23 protein-coding genes are annotated in these 23336 nt (G+C 46.5%); 19 read left to right on the top strand and 4 right to left on the bottom strand.

The genetic code is table 11. From position 1 onward, the window contains the following. The first annotated feature begins 338 nt into the window (after positions 1-338). The 5 genes from MHI43_RS07190 (at position 339) to MHI43_RS07210 (ending at position 5699) form a co-directional block, all read left to right on the top strand. Entirely contained in the window at positions 339-1754 is a 1416-nt protein-coding gene (locus MHI43_RS07190; RefSeq protein WP_235201759.1) for an HAD-IIIC family phosphatase, read from the top strand. Next, entirely contained in the window at positions 1751-1981 is a 231-nt protein-coding gene (locus tag MHI43_RS07195; RefSeq protein WP_015733945.1) for an acyl carrier protein, read from the top strand. The genes MHI43_RS07190 and MHI43_RS07195 overlap by 4 nt, the downstream gene beginning before the upstream one ends. Continuing rightward, positions 1978-2565: a GNAT family protein gene (locus MHI43_RS07200; RefSeq protein ID WP_009591613.1), complete on the top strand. Its 588-nt coding sequence runs from the start codon at positions 1978-1980 to the stop codon at positions 2563-2565. Before MHI43_RS07195 ends, MHI43_RS07200 begins: the two co-directional genes overlap by 4 nt. Positions 2566-2809: 244 nt before the next feature. Next, positions 2810-4186 carry a nucleotide sugar dehydrogenase gene (locus MHI43_RS07205; protein WP_036662554.1) on the top strand — a complete coding sequence of 459 codons (1377 nt, stop codon included), beginning with the start codon at positions 2810-2812 and terminating at the stop codon, positions 4184-4186. Further along, positions 4179-5699 carry a glycosyltransferase gene (locus MHI43_RS07210; RefSeq protein ID WP_036662557.1) on the top strand — a complete coding sequence of 507 codons (1521 nt, stop codon included), beginning with the start codon at positions 4179-4181 and terminating at the stop codon, positions 5697-5699. Before MHI43_RS07205 ends, MHI43_RS07210 begins: the two co-directional genes overlap by 8 nt. A gap of 48 nt (positions 5700-5747) precedes the next feature. On the opposite strand, the gene MHI43_RS07215 is transcribed toward MHI43_RS07210, so the two are convergent. The 4 genes from MHI43_RS07215 to MHI43_RS07230 all read right to left on the bottom strand — a co-directional run bounded on the left by MHI43_RS07215 (position 5748) and on the right by MHI43_RS07230 (position 9443). Beyond that, positions 5748-6695, bottom strand: coding sequence for a phosphotransferase (locus MHI43_RS07215; RefSeq protein WP_036662560.1), 948 nt, complete (start codon positions 6693-6695; stop codon positions 5748-5750). A gap of 47 nt (positions 6696-6742) precedes the next feature. After that, a complete protein-coding gene (locus tag MHI43_RS07220) occupies positions 6743-7759 on the bottom strand; it encodes a glycosyltransferase (protein WP_036662563.1) in 1017 nt (338 codons plus the stop codon). A 115-nt stretch (positions 7760-7874) separates the two neighbouring features. Next, entirely contained in the window at positions 7875-8789 is a 915-nt protein-coding gene (locus MHI43_RS07225; RefSeq protein WP_036662565.1) for a right-handed parallel beta-helix repeat-containing protein, read from the bottom strand. 252 nt (positions 8790-9041) lie between these two features. After that, positions 9042-9443 carry a CHRD domain-containing protein gene (locus MHI43_RS07230; RefSeq protein ID WP_041621942.1) on the bottom strand — a complete coding sequence of 134 codons (402 nt, stop codon included), beginning with the start codon at positions 9441-9443 and terminating at the stop codon, positions 9042-9044. A gap of 239 nt (positions 9444-9682) precedes the next feature. On the opposite strand from MHI43_RS07230, the gene MHI43_RS07235 reads away from it, so the two are divergent. The 14 genes from MHI43_RS07235 (at position 9683) to rfbB (ending at position 23225) form a co-directional block, all read left to right on the top strand. After that, positions 9683-10435 carry a glycosyltransferase gene (locus MHI43_RS07235; RefSeq protein WP_036662568.1) on the top strand — a complete coding sequence of 251 codons (753 nt, stop codon included), beginning with the start codon at positions 9683-9685 and terminating at the stop codon, positions 10433-10435. Positions 10436-10862: 427 nt separating this feature from the next. Next, entirely contained in the window at positions 10863-11570 is a 708-nt protein-coding gene (locus tag MHI43_RS07240; RefSeq protein ID WP_341283247.1) for a glycosyltransferase family A protein, read from the top strand. A gap of 12 nt (positions 11571-11582) precedes the next feature. Beyond that, entirely contained in the window at positions 11583-12311 is a 729-nt protein-coding gene (locus MHI43_RS07245; RefSeq protein WP_036662571.1) for a glycosyltransferase family 2 protein, read from the top strand. Positions 12312-12339: 28 nt separating this feature from the next. Continuing rightward, a complete protein-coding gene (locus tag MHI43_RS07250; protein ID WP_015733954.1) occupies positions 12340-13047 on the top strand; it encodes a sugar phosphate nucleotidyltransferase in 708 nt (235 codons plus the stop codon). 7 nt (positions 13048-13054) lie between these two features. Next, the gene (locus MHI43_RS07255; protein ID WP_051425336.1) at positions 13055-14173 is read left to right on the top strand and encodes a glycosyltransferase; all 1119 of its coding nucleotides are present in this window, start codon (positions 13055-13057) and stop codon (positions 14171-14173) included. A gap of 349 nt (positions 14174-14522) precedes the next feature. Continuing rightward, positions 14523-15287, top strand: coding sequence for a GT-D fold domain-containing glycosyltransferase (locus MHI43_RS07260; RefSeq protein WP_235201761.1), 765 nt, complete (start codon positions 14523-14525; stop codon positions 15285-15287). After that, positions 15284-16618 (top strand): glycosyltransferase family 2 protein, encoded by a 1335-nt coding sequence (locus MHI43_RS07265; protein WP_036662573.1) that lies wholly within the window; start codon positions 15284-15286, stop codon positions 16616-16618. Before MHI43_RS07260 ends, MHI43_RS07265 begins: the two co-directional genes overlap by 4 nt. Before the next feature lie 23 nt (positions 16619-16641). Then, positions 16642-16905: a hypothetical protein gene (locus MHI43_RS07270; RefSeq protein ID WP_036662575.1), complete on the top strand. Its 264-nt coding sequence runs from the start codon at positions 16642-16644 to the stop codon at positions 16903-16905. Between the two features lies 1 nt (position 16906). Further along, positions 16907-18109, top strand: coding sequence for a glycosyltransferase (locus MHI43_RS07275; RefSeq protein ID WP_036662577.1), 1203 nt, complete (start codon positions 16907-16909; stop codon positions 18107-18109). A gap of 23 nt (positions 18110-18132) precedes the next feature. Continuing rightward, positions 18133-19170 (top strand): glycosyltransferase, encoded by a 1038-nt coding sequence (locus tag MHI43_RS07280; RefSeq protein ID WP_036662578.1) that lies wholly within the window; start codon positions 18133-18135, stop codon positions 19168-19170. A gap of 87 nt (positions 19171-19257) precedes the next feature. Further along, positions 19258-20331 carry a DegT/DnrJ/EryC1/StrS family aminotransferase gene (locus tag MHI43_RS07285; RefSeq protein ID WP_235201763.1) on the top strand — a complete coding sequence of 358 codons (1074 nt, stop codon included), beginning with the start codon at positions 19258-19260 and terminating at the stop codon, positions 20329-20331. Next, positions 20328-21503 (top strand): ATP-grasp domain-containing protein, encoded by a 1176-nt coding sequence (locus MHI43_RS07290; protein WP_036662581.1) that lies wholly within the window; start codon positions 20328-20330, stop codon positions 21501-21503. Before MHI43_RS07285 ends, MHI43_RS07290 begins: the two co-directional genes overlap by 4 nt. Before the next feature lie 171 nt (positions 21504-21674). Further along, positions 21675-22232 carry a dTDP-4-dehydrorhamnose 3,5-epimerase gene (gene rfbC / locus MHI43_RS07295; protein ID WP_015733962.1) on the top strand — a complete coding sequence of 186 codons (558 nt, stop codon included), beginning with the start codon at positions 21675-21677 and terminating at the stop codon, positions 22230-22232. Between the two features lie 6 nt (positions 22233-22238). Next, positions 22239-23225 (top strand): dTDP-glucose 4,6-dehydratase, encoded by a 987-nt coding sequence (gene rfbB / locus MHI43_RS07300; protein ID WP_036662583.1) that lies wholly within the window; start codon positions 22239-22241, stop codon positions 23223-23225. The last annotated feature ends 111 nt before the right edge of the window (positions 23226-23336 follow it).

Raw genomic sequence — 23336 nt, forward strand, 5'->3', positions numbered from 1 at the left:
TGGCCAGGTCAAAGCTCTGAAATCAGGAGGGAGGTATAGGAATGAATCATGTGTTAACCCGTTTAGATTTAGCGGATTCTCTGCTGTGCTCCCTTCCCTCCAGGGGTCGGATTGCAGGAAGCCCGAAGCTTCCAAGCATTCGAACCTTCCGAATACGAGTTGACAGAACGATGCCCTTTGAGTTTGTTGCCAATTTGATGTCTCCGTTTTGCGGATTATGGGAGGCTGATGTCTGTTTTGATTACTCAGATTATGATAGCGCTCTGTCCGGTATTGGAGGGGAAGCTCAGGCGGATGTATATATCATCTGGTTAGATTGGCGGATTTACGCCCGCTCTATGAGTGCACAAGAAGCTGCACAATGGCTGAATGAACGGATCGTTAAACTGCGAATGGTAACGGATAAACCGATCTGGATAAATAACTGGCCGGAGTCCTTGGAAGATGCCGATAGGGTGCTCAGCTTCCGTGCCAGCGACCGTGGATGGTTCCGGAAGTTAAATTCGTTTTTGTTGGGGGCGGTTGAGAACAACACGGGCTGTGTTCTGATCGATTTAGCCCAATTGGCCCATGAAGGCACCGAATCCTTCTATGATTATCGGAACGAAGAAATCAGCAACTACCCATTTTCCAATCAGGCAACAACGATTATTTCCCGTCACCTTGGCGTCCAGCTCTTGCCCGCTTCCTTGGTTCCGAGGCTTAAAGCGATAGCCCTGGATCTAGATGATACGCTATATCACGGAGTCCTCGGAGAAGAAGGAGCTGAAGGGGTAACGTTAACGGAAGGCCATCATCGGTTGCAAAGGCTGCTGCTTCAACTAAAACAATCAGGAATTATGCTTACCTTGTGCAGCCGAAATGAGGAGGAAGATGTTAAAGCACTGTTCGATGCGCGCACCGATTTTCCGCTGAGATGGGACGATTTTGCCGCTGTTCGTGCAAATTGGCAGACAAAAGCAGAAAATCTGAATCGGCTCTCTCAAATACTGAATATCGATCCGTCTGCCTTCTTGTTTGTGGATGACAATCCGGCGGAATTGGTGAAGATGGCTGCAGAACTACCGGAGGTACGCCTTCTACGTGCCAAACGAAACGGTGAAGAAACGATGCTGGGTTTATGTCATTTTCCCGGATTGTATCAACTTCACCGGGATGACATTGCCGTATCCCGAACAACGGATATCCAGGCCAATCAGGCAAGAGAGAAGATCAGGCAAACCGCATCGGATTACCATTCCTATTTAGACAGCTTGAACATGGTCATTACCATTTATGAGAATGAAGCTTCCCATGTCAAGCGGCTGTATGATCTAAGTCATAAAACAAATCAGTTTAACCTAGCTTTAAGGCGTATGACAGAAAATGAAGCAAATGACGTTATGGACGCCTCCAAATACGTTACGATTACGGTTGGCCTATCGGATATACTGTCAGACAGCGGAATTATCGGCACCTTTGTATGCAGGTTGGATGGCGAACAAGCGCATCTCATCGAGACGCTTTTTAGCTGCAGGGCGCTTGGACGTGACATTGAAACGGTAGCCTTTGCCTGGATCTTGGAGAAATTGATGGATCGCGGAGTGCAGCGTATCCACATTCAGATGTCCCAGGGGCCGCGGAATGCCCCCGCCTTGGACTGGATAAAGCGTTTTGTTGAGGGCTCGCCGGAACAGCTGCCGCTTAGGGATCTCTATGCACGTGTAAAAGCTGCTTGCGGGAACCATCCTGCCAGAGTGGAGGTAAATCGATGACGGAAATACGCAAACAAATTGGGTCGATCTTATCCGAGGTGTTGAACACCCCGATTCCGCCTCAAGGTAATCCAAAGCGGGGAGAATTGCCGAATTGGGATTCTTTAAAGCACATGGAGCTCATTCTTCGCCTTGAAGAGCAATTCGATGTTCGCTTTTCCATCAGGGAAGTAGCGGGTATTCAAAGCTTGGATGACATCGCCAGGATCATTGAGGTGAAGTCGTGAACCACAACATCACCGTTGAACGTTTCGGCATTCGATTAAGACCGATTACGATGGACGACGCCGAATTTATTTTCAAGCTGAGAAGGTCCCCTGAGTTATCGAAGTACATCGGAGAAATCGACTCTCGTTATGCTGTGCATGAAGCATGGTTGAAAGAATATTTTCATAGAGAGGGCGATTATTACTTCTGCATTGAGCTTCTCTCGGGAGTGCCGATCGGAACCATCGCGATCTATGATATTGATGGTCAAGCCGGCAATTGGGGAAGATGGATCATTTCCGATTCGATCCCAGCCGCTCCTGCCAGCGTATGGCTTATTTTTCACGTTGCGTTCGATATTCTGGGTTTGTCCAGTGTGTTTTCCAATACGGTTATCGAGAATGCGAGCGTCGTTTCTTTTCATGATCACTGCGGGCTGCCGCGAACCGGAATCGAACGCAATGGCCTGACGATCAGGGGGGTCCCTTACGATATGGTTATTCATACGGCTACGAAGGAGAACTGGCCAACGGTACAACAACGTTTAGAGAAGCCCGCCATTTTAGCGGAGCGTTTGCTCGGGGAGACTCCGGAAAGTAATTAATATGCATTCGGGAGGCAGGACAATATGGCTTGTATACTACGACAGCGAAACCGTTCGCTGTCTTTTCTGTATGTACCGGACGAATAGGAATGACATGGGTAATATGTCTGGTGAATTCGCCGTTGCTACTCTCAGGCGTATTTCATATTTTATCAGGAGAAGGAAATTCATGATCGCCCGGTAATTTCATCATGGGTGTTTTTTGAACAAGGACTTACTCTTCAAGAAAGGATGGACAACCAGGATGAGCGAAATCTTGCATAAAATAAAAACCAAGACGGCAACGGTGGCCGTGATCGGTCTTGGTTACGTCGGACTATCTGTGGCAGTGGAGGCGGCAAGAGCCAATTACAGGGTGTACGGAATTGACATTGATAAGAATAAAACGGAACAGCTGCAACGCGGAAAATCGTATGTTACGGATATAAAGGATGAAGATATCGATTCTTTGATCCATCAGCGCCTGTATGCCGTTCATGAGTTTTCAGCGCTGGCTGAGGCAGATATCATCGTTATTTGCTTGCCCACCCCGCTTAACATCAACAGAGATCCTGACGTTTCCATGATTCGGTCAGCGGTTGATTCCATCATCCGGTATGCTTCGAGAGATACGCTCATTATTTTGGAAAGCACCACCTATCCCGGAACGACCGAAGAATTAATTAAGAATGTGATTGAGGCCAATACGCCATGGGAAGTGGGTAAGGATGTTTTTGTATGTTATTCTCCGGAAAGAGTGGACCCTGGAAACCGTAAATTCAATGTAAAAAACACACCTAAAATCTTAGGTGGAATCACGGAGGAATGTACACATCTCGGCATTCAATTTTACCGTTCTTTTTTGGATAACGTGATTCCGGTAAGCTCAACGGCAGCGGCCGAGATGGTTAAGTTGCTCGAGAACACGTTTCGAAGCGTTAACATTGCGCTTGTGAACGAGCTGACGCTCATGTGTGACCGAATGGGGATTAACATCTGGGAAGTGATCGACGCTGCTTCGACCAAGCCGTTTGGTTACATCCCCTTTTTCCCGGGGCCGGGGATCGGCGGCCACTGCATCCCGATCGATCCGACCTATCTGTCATGGAGAGCTAAAAAGTTCGGCTTCTATAACAAATTTATTGAATTGACCAGCGATATCAACAGCAATATGCCCCGCTATGTCATATCGCAGATTACCGACATACTCAATGACCATGAAAAGCCGCTAAAAAACTCTAATATTATATTGATCGGCATGGCTTATAAAAAGGATGTCAACGATATGCGGGAATCGCCGTCACTGGAAGTGTTCAGGCTTCTACAGCAGAAGGGGGCTGCGGTAACCTATTATGACCCGTTCATTCCATGGTTTATGGACAACGGCCACAGGATATCCTCCATAGAACTTTTGCCGGATCTGATTGCCTCCGCCGACCTGGTCGTTATTACTACCGATCATAGTACGATCGATTACCGATTTATTGCTGAGCATGCCGCTTTGCTGTATGACACGAAAAATGTGACCCGGTCGATTAAAGGAAACATCGTCTTGCTCGGCGGACATAAGCGATTGGAGAAGAGCTCATCCCCGATTGTGTCGATCAAAGATAACGGGGAAGGGAGGGAAGGGATTGATTGATGTTGTCATTTGTGTGCATAACGGTTTGAACGCAGTAAAACAATGCTTGAGCTCCATTCAAAATAACACGACACAAGAAATTAATTTAATTATCATAGATGATGGAAGCGATCAAACCACAAAGCGATATCTGGAACAGTACACACGACAATTTCACCATAAATTAATTCGACACGATAAACCGCAAGGCTATACGGCTTCAGCGAATCAAGGATTAAAACAGTCAACATCACGATACTGCGTCCTCCTCAACAGCGATACGATCGTAACCAGTCAGTGGTTGGAAAGGCTGACGGAAACCATGGAATCCGATCGCAGGATCGGTATCGTCGGTCCGCTGTCAAATGCAGCCAGCTGGCAATCCATTCCCCATCGGGACTGGAACCGTAATGGATTGGAGCCCAACTTGACGATCGAACAAATGGCCGAGCTTGTCTATCAAGCCTCGGATAAGATTTTTCCGAGAGTCATGTTTTTGAACGGCTTCTGTTTAATGATCAAGAAAGAAGTGTTAGACAAAATCGGATATTTTGATGAGAAGAACTTTCCGGTAGGTTACGGGGAAGAAGATGATTATTGCCTTCGCGCCCGGGCTGCCAACTTTAAATTAAAGGTTGCCACCCATTGTTATATCTATCATCAAAAGTCGGCAAGTTTTGGAACCGATAGAAGAAAGAAATTAGTGCAGAATGGAAAAGCTGCTCTCTATCGCAAGCATGGCGAGGAAAGGGTTCAACGATCGATACAAAAAATGGCCGTCCATCAATCGCTCAGAGAAACAAGGGCAAAATTAAAGTGGCTCTTAGCGTGCAGACGACAAATCATCACAAGTAATCAACGAAAAAACGTAGTATACACAGCGATAACCGGCAATTACGATAAGCTGCAGGATCCTTTACAAATGAGCAAGCATTGTGATTACTATTGTTTTACGGATAATCCGAAATTAAAGTCCGGAACCTGGAAAATGATTAAGTTAGATAAAATATTCGCTGATTCGGCTCGTCAAGCTAGATGGGTAAAAGTTATGCCACATTTATTATTCCCGACCTACAAACGCAGTGTTTGGGTTGACGGGAATATCAGAATTGTCGGAGATATCGATCGGTTTATTGAAAAATATAGCGCCTCACCGCTCGTGTTCTACAAACATTCACATCGGAATTGTATTTATAAAGAAGCTGAGGCTTGCATTGCCTTGGGGAAGGATAACAAAGAAGTCATATTAAAACAAGTAGCCTTGTATAAGAATGCGGGATATCCGAGGGATAACGGACTGATTGAGTCCGGCGTGATCCTAAGACGCCATAATGATCCTATCGTTACGGGAGCAATGACCACATGGTGGAGACAAATTATAAGTTATAGTAAAAGAGACCAAATCAGTTTTAATTACGTTGCCTGGAAGAATAAGGTTCCTTTTACCGCGATCAATGGCAATATCCGTAATAATGAATTTTTTAATTGGAGCAAGCACCACAATAAGCCGGTTATGAAAAGATTGAAAAGTTAATATGTATCTTAGGGGCCGTTGTCGTACAACGGCCCCTTCGGTATTCCCTTATTTAATGCCGCCCAACTCCTTGCTTATCATGTCATCCTTCGCTAGTTCGTCTGATACTATCTCTTGTACTTTGGTACTCTTCAGCGGAAGTTTCATTTGCCTGATCGATCCGCCGAGGTAGAAGTGGAGGCTGTGAGGAAATATCGCATCTATATAGTAGAGTTCTTTATAAGACTTCCCTTCAGGAAATCTCGCAAAGTACTCTTTATAGTGGGAAGATAACACGACCCTCGGTAATAAATAACGGATATCCTTGATGGGAGAGTCAATTCTTGAATGCTCCAGATCAATGATCCATAAATCTCCTGATGGCGTTTTTATTACGTTTAAATGGGTTAAATCCCCATGTACAAGCCATCTCCTATTGTTTACGGATGTGAGATGATCAGCGAGGAGGGGGGCTCTTCGGGAAGAAACTCTTATACATTTCTCAGCTAATTGTAAACAGGGTTGAATATACGGCAAGGAGTACTGGTCTTTCCATTTCATCAAATCTTTTAATTTTAATTGATATTCAGATATCCATCTGTTTATTCCATTCTTCAAGGCGCTCGGTTTTTGATTGGATGAGAGTGAACTTGGCCATGTAGCGTTTTGATGAAAATCCCCAATGACTTTTACGCGGTCAATTATCGATGCAGAACCGCCAGAAATATATCTAGATAAATAATAACGATGCTTACCATGCTTCGTACATAGTTTCCGTTGATTCGTGGCGATTACCTCCGGAACCTTCAACCCCTGTTGGGATAGCTCGTATTGTAGAGTGATAGAAGGGGTGAAGGTTTTGCTTGATCTGTAATCCGACTTAAGGATATAGGTTTCTTTGTTATCGATTACCTTCCACACCGCTTTATCCGGTTCGTCCTGAATCCATTCGATTTTCGGCTTTTTGATGTCATAATGCTGGATAAGAACCAACGCTGCCTCTTGAATAGTAGGCATGCTATCACTCTCCATTCCAGATAATAGGTCATCATCTATTACAGGTTCTATGGTATGTCGAGCAGGCCTTGAAAAAGAGACTTCCAATTTTTCGCACACTGTTTGACCGTAAAGTTCTTGGCCACGGCCTTCGCGGCCTTTTGTGAAATTTTTTTTCGAAGTTTGGGATTCTCGATCATTTCTCGAATTCCGACGTACCAGCCCTGCTCTGTTTGAGGAACAAAATAACCCGTTTTTTTGTGGAATACGCAATCACGGTATATGGGGGATAATGAATAAATGCCGGGAATGCGGCAGGCAGCATAGTCGCGGAACTTCACATTGCTTTTGCAGCGGTAGAACAGACCATCATCCATGGGTGCAAGACCGATATCCCAATTGGCCCGATACAGCTGCTGCATGAACTGGCTGTAATTTTCATTATGTTTCCAATGGGAGATATTAGGATGCCCCTTCAATTCTTCAGGACAGTACCCGTAGAACTCCAGTCTAACAAAATCTCCGTATTCCTTAAGTATGCGCTGCAATGCAGGAATAACCGGGCGGAAAGAACTTTCCTTTTTGGCACCTTCATATCCGATCACGAGTCGATCTTCCTTTTTCGGACTGTTGGACAATTGTGTATAGGAAACATCAATGCTTCCTGGAAAATAGACCACTTTAGGAGTGAAGTGCATCTTAATCACATCGCGAAAGACGGGTGATTCTACTTTGACTGTGTGTACGTTCTTTAGAAAGTAAGTATAGGTTTCTTTATAAGCGGGTTTTGAGTATATTTGGCCAAGACGGGTGGTTTGAGGAATCGCGAGAAAATGGTCGTCAATGACGTATACGGTCTTCTTTCCCTCACGGTGTGCCCATTCTAAACATTGGAGCGCTGCAGGCTCAATGCTTCTCAGAAACAAAATAATATCATATGAAGAAATGATAGATCGGGTTACTTGCTTATGTGGAAGGATCTTGAAACTGCAGTATCCTTGTCCTTCCAGATAACGGAGAGGGGGAAGAAGAATGATTTGGTATGATGCGGTTTCCTCTGAGCCGACCACAAGAATTTTTCTCATCAAATGACCTCCAAACCATCATGTTTACGGGATGCCCTTGCGGGTAACTCAGTTGAAAAATAGTGCTTGCCCTCACGAGGAGAGCAAGCGTAAAAGCCTTACATACACAAGGAATTTAGAACAAGTTATTATCTGTACCTGTTACGGAGATTTGAGTTGGCGTGTTACCGGTGAACCGATTTCCGAATGCGGTGTTTTCATCGCCGGAAATGAGGAGTCCAAAATTCTGGTTGAACTCCATTTCGTTGAATTCCACACTGTTAAAATCGGTGGCAATTGCGATACCGGTTTGAGTGTTACGATTCGAATCGTTGGCTCCAAGATATCCGTTATCGCCGGTTGTGATCGAAACACCGGTACCTGTGTTGTTTTCCACGTTATTGCGTATCAGCACGTTGTTTGCTGCTGCAACGGTGATTCCGCTTATTCCGTTTTGCGTGACCGTGTTGCCGAATAACAGATTGTTCGCTGCGATGCTCGAGATGCCGATTGTGCCGTTTTGAGAGACAGTATTACCAATAGCCGCATTATTGGCGCCGGCCAACAAAATACCCACACTTGTATTGCTGAAGAATACATTCTGTACGATCCAGCTGTCGGTGCTTACTACGTTGATTCCTGCAACGCCGCCTGCATCTTGAACACTGTTTCTCCAGGCTACATGTCCGGTACCGGCCGCTAAATCAATACCAATACCAAGCGTGTTGTTAATGGTATTGCCAATGATGCGGTGATTGGTACCAGCGGTAACATCAATCGCATCGGCCGTGTAGTTTTGAATGGAGAATCCGTTAATTTCAACCCCCGTAGCTGCTGTGACAATGAACGCACTTGCGGCAGCGTTGAGTCCTTGGCGTATCGCCGCACCTTCATTTTTAGCTATAACTTTTACGTTGGAAGTCGCTACAGTCACCGCCGGCTCAGGATACGTTCCATCATTAACCAATACGACGTCACCAGCGACAGCTGAAGCTACCGCAGTTGCAATTGGCGTCCCTGTAGGTGAAGGGAAGACCGAAATAATGGCCATCACGTCTACCTCCTCATATAGAATTGATTAAGGTTTTTGTATTCTTAATCTAGTAACAGTTAATGCAATGGGAGAGATGAATGTAAAGGCAGATGGATGAGATGAAACGCACATTTTTGAGAGGTTGGAAGAACAGATAGATTAAAACCTACGTTCCCGCTGCCAAAGCCGACCAAGTGTAAAACCCTCCGCTCTATGCACAGTTGGAGGGTTTTCTTCATAAAACGTATATACAAATAAGATGATGTGATTTTATCGCCGAACCTGCCCGCGAATTTCACCATTCGGATTTTGGATCGTATGAACGTTCACATAGGCATTGCCACGCTCGAATTCACGGATCAGATCTCGAATCGTTCTGTCTTGCAGAGGACCGATCAAATCCTGATTCGTCAGGACACCCTGAATAATCCCGCGTCTTACGGTTATACCGAATTTTGACGGACCGAACAGGAATGCGACAATGGGGCCGTTTTGTCCGACTCTTCCGAGATGGATATGAGCTTGGGTCACTTGGCTGATATTTCGAATAACAAGTCTGAATCTTAGCTGAGTGCCTGTGTTGTTGAGCTGAAAAACAATATTCCCCGTGGCCCGCGTTCTAACGGCGGGTACCTCGTTTCTGCCTAATAATGTTGCCCTGAATGTTCTGATAGGTCTTCACTTCCTTTCTTTTTGATGTTCTAGTTTATTCGATATCGATAGAGTTGGTATGTTTATTGGTCCATCCGCTCAACCCAATTTTATTCGGTGTAAGGTACGAACGCCGTTACAGTAAATAAACCTATACATAAAATGAGGAGGAAGTGTTCTTAATCCCAACTTGGCAGGTGAGAAACATGTCGAAACGAAGTCCTGCGAGTCCCGTTAACAGAAAAAAGAGGAGAGGATCCTTGTCCCCGATCATAAATGCCGAGTTTCCGAAGGTATCCGTCATCATTCCTGCCATGAACGAAGCGAAGACCATTGCGGCAGTCATTCGGCAAGCCAGCCAAGTGCACGCCAACACAGAGGTTATCGTTGTTGCCAATGGTTCAACGGACGGTACGGCAGAAATTGCTCAGAGCATCGGAGCGAGGGTGATCCACCTGCCCTTTCCGCTCGGTCATGACGTGGGACGAAGTATCGGCGCTGCCGCGGCTAGAGGAGACATCTTGCTGTTTACCGATGCAGACATCGTAATAAAAACAAGTGATTTGACCCCTTTAACGAAAGCTGTGGAAGAGGGGGTGGACGTGGCTTTGAACAAGTATTTGGGTCCGATCGATAAGCATCACGTTCACAGCGTTATCCTCGCTAAGCATACGTTAAACATTTTGGTATCCAATCCCGATTTGAAAGGAGCTTCACTTACAACCATTCCACATGCAATGAGCCGAAAAGCGGTACATTTGATTGGTATCGACAATTTGGCCGTTCCTCCGAAAGCTCAAGCAATGGCCATTTATAATGGCTTGAAGGTACGGGGGATTCATTACGTGGATGTAGGAAAAAGAAATCCCAGGAGGGGTAGAACCAGAGGGAATGATCCCCTTGAAACCCTGATTGTGGGGGATCATTTGGAAGCAATAGATTGGTTAATCTCTCAATCCGGCATGCGGGGAAATCGATCGGATCTCGCACGAAAAAGAGAAAGCGTGTGGTGATGAGATGGTGCGAAGAAAGCGGAGACGAGGTATGATACCCGCCTCAAGTTCTTTAAGGAGAGCCATGAAACGCATAAATAAAAGAGCAAGGACCAAGAGAAACCGGAGCGGTCATAAATTGGGGGCTCTTATTTTCAAGAATCGCCGGATTTCAAACGGAGCGGTCGACAATTGGAATGAGAGAGCTTATGCTGCCGGTTATCAGCAAGCGGCCCATGAAGTTTCAACAACGGCGGATACACCCCCCCATATCAAAGTGAACGAGAGCTGGAATCGCTGGTACCATTCAGTCAAACCGCTGCCATGGACGGTTTACCACGCAGCGGCATCCAAATTTGTGGAAGGACACAGTAAGCATTCCGGAATATATCTAGGAAATGCCGTTCTCCTGCCGACGGACAAAAGGGTAGCGGCGATCGTCTTGGTGATGAACGAGAAAGACACGATTATTAAATTGCTGGAGCAGCTTCATCGGCTGCCGCTTCATGAAATCATTTTTGTGGTGAACGGATCCACCGATGAAAGCTTTGAAATGATTCGAAACCAATCGAAAGCCATCATTGTACACTATCAACAAGCTTTGGGACACGATGTTGGCAGAGCGGTCGGGGCGAAGTTAGCCGATTCTGACATTCTGCTGTTCCTTGATGGAGATGTTCCAATATTAGCAGAGCATCTCGTACCTTTCATTGATGCCATTGAACAGGGTAGCGATATTGCCTTAAATGATATTTCTCCATGGATCGGGATGTTTTCCAACAGAGACTACGTAACAATAGTGAAGGAGTTTATTAACCGATCCATGGGCAGGGCGGATCTCGAAGCCAATTCGCTTACCGCGGTACCTCACGCGATAAGGAAGGAAGCTGCCCAAATCATCGGATACGCCAATTTATCTGTCCCACCGAAAGCGCAAGTCATCGCCCTTGAAAAGGGTTTGAAAATAAATGCACCAGCCAGTGTAGACGTGATTACGAAAAATCGGCTCCGAGCTCGAAATGTCGGACAACAAAATGCAGTTGCCGATTTGATCATCGGAGACCACATCGAAGCTCTCAAAACGGTATTCGACATAAAGGGGCCGCGGCTATCTTTTATGGATCAGATTAGACAAAGGCAGCTAACCAAGGTTTAGAAGGTGGTAGCTATGAAAAAAACAAGCATCATTATTCCGACTTTCAATGGCAGGGAGCTACTAAAGGATTGCATTTATTCCATTAAGCGCCATACGAATGAGCCTTACGAGATCATCGTTGTTGATAATGGTTCCTCCGACGGCACCGTTGACATCTGCCGTCAGGAGGGGATTACCTTCATTTCATTGGCAAACAACATTGGCTTTCCAGCTGCATGCAACAAGGGTTTGAAAATTGCAACCGGTGATACGCTGCTTCTGCTGAATAATGATGTCATCGTCACCCGCAACTGGTTGCAGAATATGTTGAATTGTTTGAACAGCAAAACCAATATCGGGATCGTCGGGCCGCTTACCAACTATGCAAGCGGGAAACAACAGATCGATATGCCTTATACCAGCTTAGAAGAGATGTCGAACCAGCTGAATGAGCCGGATGCCAGTAAGTGGCTTCAAGTGGATCGAATCGTAGGCTTATGTTTCCTGTTTAAACGGGAATTGATGGATCGCATCGGACTGCTGGACGAACGATATTCACCAGGTCATTTTGAAGACGATGACTATTGTTACCGGGCCAGGAATGCGGGTTATACGTTCAGGATCGCGGGCGATGTTTTCGTTTTTCATCATGGGAGTGCCAGCTTTGCCAAGCAGGACATGAGTCAAGTGAAGCATCTTATCGATACAAACAAACAAAAATTCATGGATAAATGGGGCGTCGATCCAACGATCTATGTATAATCATCTATTTTGCGAAAGGAAGGATTATATGAAGGGCGTCATTCTGGCAGGAGGTACGGGTACCCGGCTTTATCCACTGACCAAAGTCATAAATAAACATCTGCTGCCTGTCGGGAAGGTTCCGATGATATGTCACGGAATTGAGAAATTCAAAAAAGCGGGCATCGAGGAAATTCTCATCGTGATCGGCAAGCAATCGGCTGGTCTGTATACAGACCTGATCGGCAGCGGAAAAGAATGGGGAGTAAGCGTCACATTTAAAATCCAGGAAGAAGCCGGGGGGATTGCCCAAGCATTATACCTTGCCGAACCGTTCATAACACCTGGCGAAAAGTTCGTTGTGCTTCTTGGCGATAATCTGTTTGAGGATCATCTATCAACTTTTGTGCAAGCTTATGAAAAACAGGCCGCTGGAGCGCGCGTACTTCTGAAGAAAGTCCTTGATCCGAAGAGATACGGTGTTCCGGTCTTGGAGAAAGACAACATTGTCATGATCGAGGAGAAGCCGGAGGATCCTAAATCCGATTATTGCGTAACCGGTATTTATATGTATGATTCGACGGTGTTTGAAACGATCCGAACCATTAAACCATCCGCACGAGGCGAACTGGAAATTACCGACGTGAACAATGTGTATGCATCGAAGGGGCAGCTTACCTATGACATATTAGACGGATGGTGGACGGACGCTGGAACCTTCCAGTCCTTATACCAAGCCAGTGGCCGATTGTGGTGAACCTTATATGAATGAGCATTTGCTGCTTCAGGGGGGAGAGCAATCCGCCCAGTTGGAAGGATACAGAAAAGGTTATTCAGTGGGACGGAGAGAGGGATACAGGCTCGGTTTTTCCGATGCGGTAATAAGGTCCTTACCCAAGGAAGAGGAGCAGGTCCGCGATCTCCGTATTCTTTATGTCACTGCAGGCATTGGCGTTCCGTATCCTGCGCTGGATCAGGCGGTGACTGACGCTTTAAAGGGACTGGTTCGAAGTCTCTCGGTCGCGAGCCCTTCCGAAGATATCGTCCTTTTGGCTAAGAAATTCCAGCCGGACCTAGTACTTGCTTTAAACGGGGTTGTTTTGGAAGCCGATACGCTCAAAGCGCTTCGGGATAACGGATTTAAAACAGCCATTTGGTTTACGGATGACCCGTACTATACGGACTGGACGGTTTCGATCGCTCCCCGTTACGATTATATTTTTACGCTTGAATCCAACTGCGTTTCTTTTTATCGCGATTTAGGTTGTCAACATGTATATCACTTGCCTTTTGGAGTCAACCCGAATGTATTTTTTCCGAAGCATGTGCCAACCTCAAATCAGACCGATATTTGTTTTATCGGAACGGCCTATTGGAACAGAGTGGAGTTAATGGATCATCTGGCCCCGATACTGAAAAATAAAAAAGTCGTCATTTCCGGATGGTGGTGGGACCGGATGAAACATTACGCCCAGCTGTCCGACAAGATTAAGCTCGGCGATTGGATGACGCCGGAGGACACGGCAACGTACTACAATGGTGCCAAGATTGTGATCAACCATCACCGTTCATCCGATGACGATACGATCAACGCCAACAGCAGGAAAGTAAAGGCGCTTTCCGTCAATCCCCGCACGTTTGAAATATCCGGCTGCGGCACGCTTCAGTTATCGGATATCCGCCATGATATGGATCAGTTATATTCCCCTGGAACGGAAATAGAAACCTATGGCTCTTATGATGAACTGATGGATAAAATCGACTATTACTTGCGTCATGAGGAAGAGCGACAGCGAATTGCTTTAAACGGCTTGATGAGAACAAGAAAGGATCATACCTATCATAAACGATTGAGTTTGATGCTTCGTATCATTTTTCCTTGAGTCAAGCCAAATTGGATTGTTATACCCGTTTCCTAATGAGTTCCAAAGAATATATTGTGCGTAAGACGGGGTGATCATCATACGGCAGCACTTAGAGAAAAGAAGACGCAGGCTGGTAAAGAAGCGACATAAGCGAAAAGTTATTCTTCAGCGAACAAAAGGCCAAACGCAAAGCGACTGCACCCAGAAATTGCTGGAGCAAGCGGCAGCTTCGTTCAATGAAGGCTTCGATGCAGGCTACGACCAGGCAATGATGAGGTCGCAGCACTCGGCACCTGAAACGATGAGGGTTAAACCAAACTCGGTAGAGGAGTACGCGAAGGGATTATACGATGGAGGAGAGGGAATTGTGGATTCGATTCTTCCGGAGCTGGAGATTCTTCCTGAAATTTCGGTTCGCCAGATTATCGAAGCTGGAATGGAGCAAATGAGTTCTCAATATTATCGTCTTCTAAGCGCGGCGGAGGTTGCAAGGAAGCTTAATGAAGCTTTGGATTCAAGCTCCCCGTTGTCCGTTATCCGCTTAGGGGATGGGGAACTGCTTACGCTAGCGCAGGACATGGTTTTGAACGAGGAAGAAGTGCGGAAAGAAGGACATTTTTTAAGTTATGCCGGTGTTTGTTTACCTGATCTAAAAGCAAGAGATATGTTGGCAGCCTCCGTGAGAAAGGCAGATATCGTTGGCATTCCCAAACTCAGATTGCCAAACTTTCAACCTCTGGGCTTTTCTGTTTTTAGAGCTCATGGCATTGATTACCGAAAGCTGCAACTAACGTTATCGACGGTCAACTATGCATTGCATTTGGAAGGTTTACTGGGAGGGATCCTTGCAGGACGTCGAGTTCTCGTTGTGGGCAATTCTGCTCCCGGTCTTTCACGGGTGCTGTCGGGCCGCGGAATCAAGGTGGCGGGGACGGTGGCCCCCGTGGAAGGAATCCACGATATTCCCAGAATCATGGATGAAATTCGAGGGCATCCATTCGACATCGCGCTGGTGGGCGCCGGCATTCCGGCTGTTATCATTACAGAGCGAATTGCCTCCGAGCTCGGAAAGGTCGCTATCGATTTCGGGCATCTGGCTGATTCCTTAGCAAGCGGGGAATCAACCTTATGAACCACATCAGCCATCATAAAACAGACGGTTACAACGACGGATTTAACAAAGGCTTCCATACCGGCTACAAGGATGGATACAGCCGGGGGCGGCATATCGGAATATCGCAATTCAGGAATGTTTTTGAGGGTACAAGTATCATTATACCGACCTATAATCAGCTTCCTTATTTAAAAGAATGCATTGAAAGTATCGCTCAATATACCGACACCCCGTATGAACTCATTATTATTGATAATGCATCCGATGACGGAACTGCGGAATTTCTCAGATCTTCCCAAGGGCTTCGCTTTCGAATCAATGAGGAAAATTTAGGCTTTGCAGGGGCTGTAAATCAGGGACTGATGATGGCAAAAGGAACAACGTTGATGATCTTAAACAATGATTCCGTTGTGACGGCCAACTGGCTCTCGAATTTGCTCGTCTGTCTGCACAGCGATCCGCAGTTCGGGATTGTAGGTCCGGTGACAAACTATATCAGCGGAGAGCAACTTATTCATGTCAGCTACCAGGATATCGCCGAGATGCAGCAATTCTCCAAGTCATACAATCACTCTAATGCGCACAGCTGGACCGTTACAGAACGCTTGACAGGTTTCTGCATGTTGATCCGGCGTGAAGATTTTTACCGATTGGGTTTTTTCGACGAGGGCTTTGAGATAGGCAACTGTGAAGATGACGATTATGGGCTGCGTGCCCGTCTTCTTGGAATGCAGCTTATTATAGCAAAGGATACGTTTATTCACCATTATGGCAGCGTCAGCATGAAGAAGCTAAATTCCAGATTCGAACAAGTGTATGCGAATAATCTTACTTTCTACTCCAGCAAGTGGGAAGATCCTCATGAGATGTTGTCCCTGCAGTGGCATCGGGGCTTGAACCGGGACATGAAGCTGCGGACCGTTGATATGTACCCGACGTGTATCTTCGTGACAGGGGCAGACTCGGTAATCTATTGGATTGAGAACGGAATCAGGCATCCGATTCACGGAGCCGTCGGAATTCAGGCTGTCCGGGTGTCACAGGTTGATCTCCGCTGCTGGCCGCTCGGGGATCGCATGGCTGCGGAGGAAGCCGTCGGGCGTATGAGGACTGTGTATTTTCCATCCACGGAATCTTGGGAGCAAGAAGGCAAACTGATCAAGCATAAGAACGGCAGCGTTTATCAGTACAAGGGGAATCGGCTGCAGCGATTCCTGAATCGGCTCGTCTTAGCGGCTTGGCATCTTGATTTTTACGAGCCGCTGCTAGTGAACGAGCACGAAATCCAGCAATATGGGGAGGAAATTCCAATCATTTCTCCTCCGGTGATTAAGGCGGATAACATTTAATTAAAGAGAAAAGGGTGAGACGGATGAGAGCAAGGAAAAAAAATGGCGGTGCTGCGTTGAAGAGAAAAGGAATCCGTGGAAGAGGCTTAAGAGGGAAGGGGGCGAATCGAGTTTTTGGGGGAAAGAGAAGAAGAAGTCCAGGAAGAATAGCTCCGCGACAAACGGCTGCCGAATACAATCAATCCTATGATGCGGGGTTTGATAAAGCGTACAACGAAGGATTTAACGTTGGTTATGCGGAGGGTATGGAGGCCGGTCATCAAGAAGCTTATAAAGGAGAAGGATAAGATGGCTTTAAGAAAAAAAATAAGGCCTCGAAAGCGAGCTGGAAAACGAAAACACCATCCTGTTCGTCTTAGCGCATATCAAAAGGGCAGTTTAGACGGTTTCCAGCGGGGAAAAGAGGAAGGGCTCGCTCAAGGGCGCGCCGATGCCCACAAAAGGTCCCAAACCGCTGTTGCCGTCATCGAGACGGCTCTGCCCAAGATGGACGTTCTGGTTATCGCGGCAGGCATGATACCGTCACTTGAAATCGGCGTTATCCAGCCCCTCCGAACGCTGAATAAACAAGAGAACCTGCAATTCGACGTGAAACTGGAAACCGACGTGACCCACGAAATGATTGCGGCCGCGAATATGATTGTATTCGTTCGCAATGTGGAACCGGCGGCCTATGCATTACTAGAGCTGGCCCATCAGCTGAATAAAAGGACGGTCTATGTTATTGACGATAATTTCCTGGAGATTCAGCCAACAACTCCGGTGGGCGAATATTACAACGATCCGATCCGTCGAGAGACGTTTATTAAGTTTTTGAAAAACACGCAAATCATTAAAGTCGATGCACCTTATCTCGGCACCTATATTCATGAGCGGTACAATAGACACGTGATTTACTTCCCTGCCAGCATCGATTTCGAGTGGCTGGACCAGAACGTGAAGGCGGATAAGGATCAGGGGCAAGTGGTCATCGGTTATGCAGGAGGGGACAAAGAGGAAGATTTCGTGCCCGTCATTTCAGCGTTGAACAAAATTTTGGATTATTATGGGGGATTCGTGAGATTAGAATTTTACGGCTACCTTCCGCCTTCGCTGGCTGATCATCCAAGCGTCAAATATGAAGGCGGGGGAATGGAATACAAGGAGTTTTTGAAAAAGCTAAATCAAAGCAACTGGAACATCGGGATTGCGCCGCTTGCGAACAATTCATTTAACAAGGGAAAAACGAATACCAAATTCCGTGAATACGGTGCCTGCGGCATTCCGGGCATATACTCGAAGTCTCCTGTTTATACGCATTGGGTCGAGCAGGGCGAAACCGGCTACCTGGTTGAGCATACCGAGCAGGATTGGTATGAGGGAATCAAGGCCATGATTGAAGATCCGACGATGCGGCAGAGAATCAAGGAGAATGCGCATAGGTCAGCCCGTCAGCATTTTTCACTTCAGACATGCATCGATAATTGGAAGAAATTCATACTCAAAACGTAAAAATCGGGGGAGAGAGCGGGAACATGGGGAAAAGAGGGAAAAGAGGGGATATAAACGTACTCATCGTCGGATCGGAAAAAATCGCTTCCTATAAAATCGGCATTGAGCAGCCGCTCCGCCATTTGGAGAAGATGGGAGTCTGCGACTTTGACGTCAGATCCGATGATGAGATGGACAGATCAAGGCTGGCTGAAGCGGATATCGTCCTCTTCTTCCGAACGGTTCAGCCCGAAGCTTATAAGTATCTGGAGATGGCCCGGGAGATGGGAAAAAGAACGGTGTACGTGATCGACGACCATTTTATCGCGATGTCTCCGGGTTCGGATATGGGACGATATTATCATGATTCTTCACGAAGAAAGACGTATGTTAAATTTCTGAAAAACGCCCAAAGCGTAAAGGTTGCTTCCAGTTTTTTTGCCAAACATCTTGAAACGCATTTTAGTCCCCAAAAAATAGTTTATTTTCCGGGAAGCGTTGATTTCTCCGTTATTTCCGGTTTGAAAAAGAACCGTAAAGAAGAAGGGAAAGTCGTAATCGGGTATGAAGGCGGAAAAAAACAAGTGGCTTTTGAACCCGTTATCGGGGCATTGCACAAAATTATTGGGAAGTACGGGGATAAACTCAGAATCGAGTTCTGCGGGTATGTTCCCGAGGAACTCCGGGAGAAGCCGCAGGTGTTTACGGAATCCTACGATGAGAACTATAAAAACTTTCTGAAGCGTCTTTACCGGTCCAACTGGGATATCGGGTTAGCGCCGTTGGAGCGAACGCTGCTGCATGATTGCAAAAGCAACAATAAATTTCGCGAATATTCCGCTTGCAGGATTCCGGGTATATATTCTTCTTCTCCGGCTTACGAGGAATGGGTTGCCGGGAAGGAAAACGGCCTGATTGTTTCGGGTGAGAGCGATGATTGGTACGAAGCCATGGTCCAACTGATCGAACAGCCGGAACTACGGCAGAGCATCGCGGAACATGCCGAACAAGTAGCATGGGCGAATTTTTCAGTGGAAGCTTGCGCCGAACGTTGGCGTTCACAAATTCTAATGTCGGAATGACGAGGGATTATGAAAGGAGAGGTTCACTTGGACCATAAGCTGATACCCGTTCTTCAACCGAGTATAGGTCAAGAGGAGATAGACGCTGTGGCAGATGTTTTACGGTCGGGATGGCTTGGACTTGGCCCCAAAACGGAACAGTTCGAGCAGGAATTTGCCAAGTATGTCGGCAGCCGTTTCGCGGTTGCGCTCAATTCTGGTACGGCCGCGCTCCATCTGGCCATGGACATTTTGGGTATTGGGCCGGGTGACGAGGTCATCGTGCCTTCCATCACGTTCATATCCACTGTCCATGCGGTTAGCTATGTGGGAGCAACGCCGGTTTTTGCGGATATTGAACCCGATACGATGAACATATCACCGGAAGATATCAAGCGGAAGATAACAGATAAAACCAAGGCAATTATCGTCGTTCACATGGGCGGGCATCCCTGCGATATGGATACCATCCATGAGTTGGCGCATGCCAATGGAATCAAGGTGGTAGAAGATGCTGCGCATGCATGCGGCGCGGAATATAAAGGCAAAAAGATCGGCTCCATCAGCGATATTACCTGCTTCAGCTTTCATGCCGTCAAAAATTTGACGAGTGGTGAAGGCGGCGCAATTACCTGCAATACCGAGTGGATGAACCGTAAGCTGCGTGAGAAGAGGTGGGTAGGCATTTCCCGCGATACGTGGATACGGTCGTCACATGAGAAGGTGTATGCATGGCAGTATTTCGTTGATGACGTAGGATACAAATATCATATGAACGACATGCAGGCTGCCATCGGGCTTGTTCAGTTAAATAAGCTGAGCCAATTGAACGGAAGACGAAAAGAAATAGCGGCTCGTTACCAATCCGAACTGAAGGATTTGGAATGGCTGGAACTTCCTCGTGAACAGTCGTATGCTCAAAGCTCCTGGCATTTGTTCCAGGTTAAATTCAGCAAGGAAAGCCAGAGGGACCGTATGATTGGACACTTGCAGGAACACAATATCGCGACGGGCGTCCATTATTATCCGTGCCATCTGCATCCGAGCTACCTGCATCTAAAAGCAATCGTGCCGCTCTCCTCAGAGATCTGGAAAAGAATTCTGACCCTTCCTATTCATCCGAACATTACGGAGGAGGACTTGGATCGGATCATAACCCGTATAAGGGAGTTTAAGCCATGAGAAAACTGTTGGTTCTAGGTGCGGGAATCTCCCAGCTCCCATTAATTGAAACCGCGAAAAGAATGGGATTATACGTTATTGTTGTGAGCCGCCAAGGAAACTATCCCGGGTTTGCCAAGGCAGACAAGGTTTACTACGAGGATACGACCCATATGGATAAGATTGTCGAAATCGCCCGGCATGAAGGAATTCATGGAATCTGTACAACGGGTACGGACGTGGCCGTCAAGTCGATCGGCAGAGTCGTGGATGAATTGGGAGTAAGCGGATTGAGTTATGAATCCGCTCTTCTCTCCTCAAATAAATGGAAGATGAAACAGGCTTTTATGAAACATGGCGTACGAACGGCACGATTTCTGAAAGTCCAAACCTTGCAGGAAGCTTACAGCGCTTTCGAAGTATTGTCGCCGCCGCTTATCTTTAAGGCAGTGGACGGGGGAGCAAGCAAAGGCATTGTGAAGGTTGCCGATATGGCCCATGTGGAATACGCATTTGAAACCGTGCGCAAGGATACGAAACTGGATTTTTTCATCGTTGAAGAGTTTATTGAAGGAACCGAGTTTGGCGCACAGGCATTCGTCTACGATAACCAAATTCAATTCATCATGCCGCACGGGGATTTCGTCTTTTATGGGGATACCGGTGTTCCCATCGGTCATTATGTCCCATATGAATTGCCCGAAGAAGTGCAGCAAGATCTGTTTTCCCAATTGAAACAAAGTATCGAAGCGCTGGAATTAAATCATTGCGCAATCAATGCGGATTTTATTTTGAAAGACGGGCATGTGTATGTTCTTGAAATCGGAGGCAGAGCAGGAGCTACATGCTTGCCCGAACTGGTGTCCACCTTCTATGGATTCGATTACTATGAGCAGATCATCAAGGCTGCTCTCCGCATGAATCCGTCATTTCCCACTCAGAATTCACAGCCTTGTGCTTGTGAACTACTGATCTCCGACAAAGATGGGGATATAACGGGACTTGAGAACGGAAATGATCAGCATGAGAATATTATTCAAATATCATTTGATTATCATATAGGTGAAAAAGTAAATAAATTCAGGGTTGGCACTGACCGAATCGGCCAGATCATCGTGAAAGGGGACCGTTTGGAAGAAGTGCTGAGCCTGCTGGAAGAAGTTAAAGAGAAGATAAGAATCGATTTAGGTTAGATCTTATATATATCATTGCGAAATCTCGATCTGCAGCGGCGATCGGGATTTTTGCATCGGGGAGCGTTATTGCCTATATCCTAATTAGGGATTAGACATATAAATAATCGAGAGAGCGGCAACCGATGTTTTCGGTAAAGCTCTCTCAAATCCATGTACCGGAGGCAGCAGATGAAAATCACGGATACAAAGCTCCAAGGCGTGAAACGGATTGAACCGACCGTTCACCAAGACCATCGGGGATTTTTTATGGAAAGTTTCAATGATCGAGTTTTTAAAGGATGCGGCATTAACGACCATTTTATTCAGGACAATCACTCGATGTCACGTGAGGCGGGTGTTATTAGAGGGCTGCATTACCAACTGTCTCCCGAGGGACAGACGAAATTGATCCGCGTTGTGAGCGGGGCGATCTATGATGTGGTCGTTGATATTCGGTCGGGCTCCCCTACCTATGGACAATGGCAAGGTTTTATCTTATCCGCAGCCAATTACCTTCAACTTCTCGTTCCCAAAGGATTTGCCCATGGTTTTTGTACCCTTGTCCACGATACGGAGGTCATATACAAGGTCGATGCCTACTATTCGCCAGAGCATGATCGGGGAATAGCCTGGAACGATCCGGATCTCAATATCGATTGGCCTGTGAACAAACCTGTTCTCTCGGACAAAGATTCAAAGCATCCTCGATTGGCTTTGGCAGAAAATAACTATATATACGAGGGGTGAGATCGCATGAAGATCGTTGTCACAGGCGGTGCGGGATTTATAGGCAGTAACTTTATACGATATATGCTGTCTCAACATCCGAATGACGAATTTATTAATGTGGATAAACTAACGTATGCCGGCAATTCAGGAAATCTGAGCGAAGTGCGGACGAATCCCAAATATCGTTTTGTGAAAGCGGATATCAGAGACCGGGCAGCTTTAGAACCCCTCTTTAAGGAGGGGGTTGATGCGGTCGTTAATTTTGCGGCTGAATCCCATGTCGACCGCAGCATTTTGCAGCCTGAATTGTTTGTCTTGACGAATGTGGCAGGAACTCAGACGCTCCTCGATCTGTCGAGGCAATATGGAGTCGTCAAGTTTGTCCAGGTCTCTACTGATGAAGTCTATGGCACGCTGGGAGCCACCGGCCTATTTACCGAAGAATCACCGCTTCAACCGAACAGTCCGTATTCTGCAAGCAAAGCAGGCGCCGATTTGATGGTTCGAGCTTATTATGAGACGTTTGGATTACCGATCAATATCACGCGCTGTTCAAATAATTACGGCCCATATCAGTATCCAGAAAAGCTAATACCGCTTATCATTTACAATGCTTTGCATAACAAGCCCCTTCCGGTATACGGCGACGGTTTGAACGTTCGCGATTGGCTGTACGTGGAAGATCATTGTCGAGCTGTTGACCTGGTTTTGCGCCAGGGCGTCGACGGCGAAATATATAATATCGGAGGACATAATGAACGGAATAATTTGCAGGTTATTCGAACGATCCTGTCTGAACTGAACAAACCCGAAACCTTGATTCAGCATATCCAAGATCGTCCCGGACATGACCGCCGTTATGCAATAAATGCAGATAAGATAAGGAAGGAACTCGGTTGGGCTCCTCAATATCATTACGAAAGCGGCATTCGTGAGACGATTCGATGGTATCAGGAGAACATGGCTTGGGTTAAACAAGTTCTTGAAAAGTCAGCAGGCAGCGGTCATTAAGAAGGACTTCTTTAATTGAATGATTAGTTAATGAAATGATCGCCGATGATTCCATCGGCGTTTTTTGTGCATAAATGGCCTGTAGCGCATTTTTCTCCATGTTAAAACCTT

The organism is Paenibacillus sp. FSL H8-0457, from assembly GCF_038051935.1.
GTDB lineage: Bacteria > Bacillota > Bacilli > Paenibacillales > Paenibacillaceae > Paenibacillus_AQ > Paenibacillus_AQ lautus_A.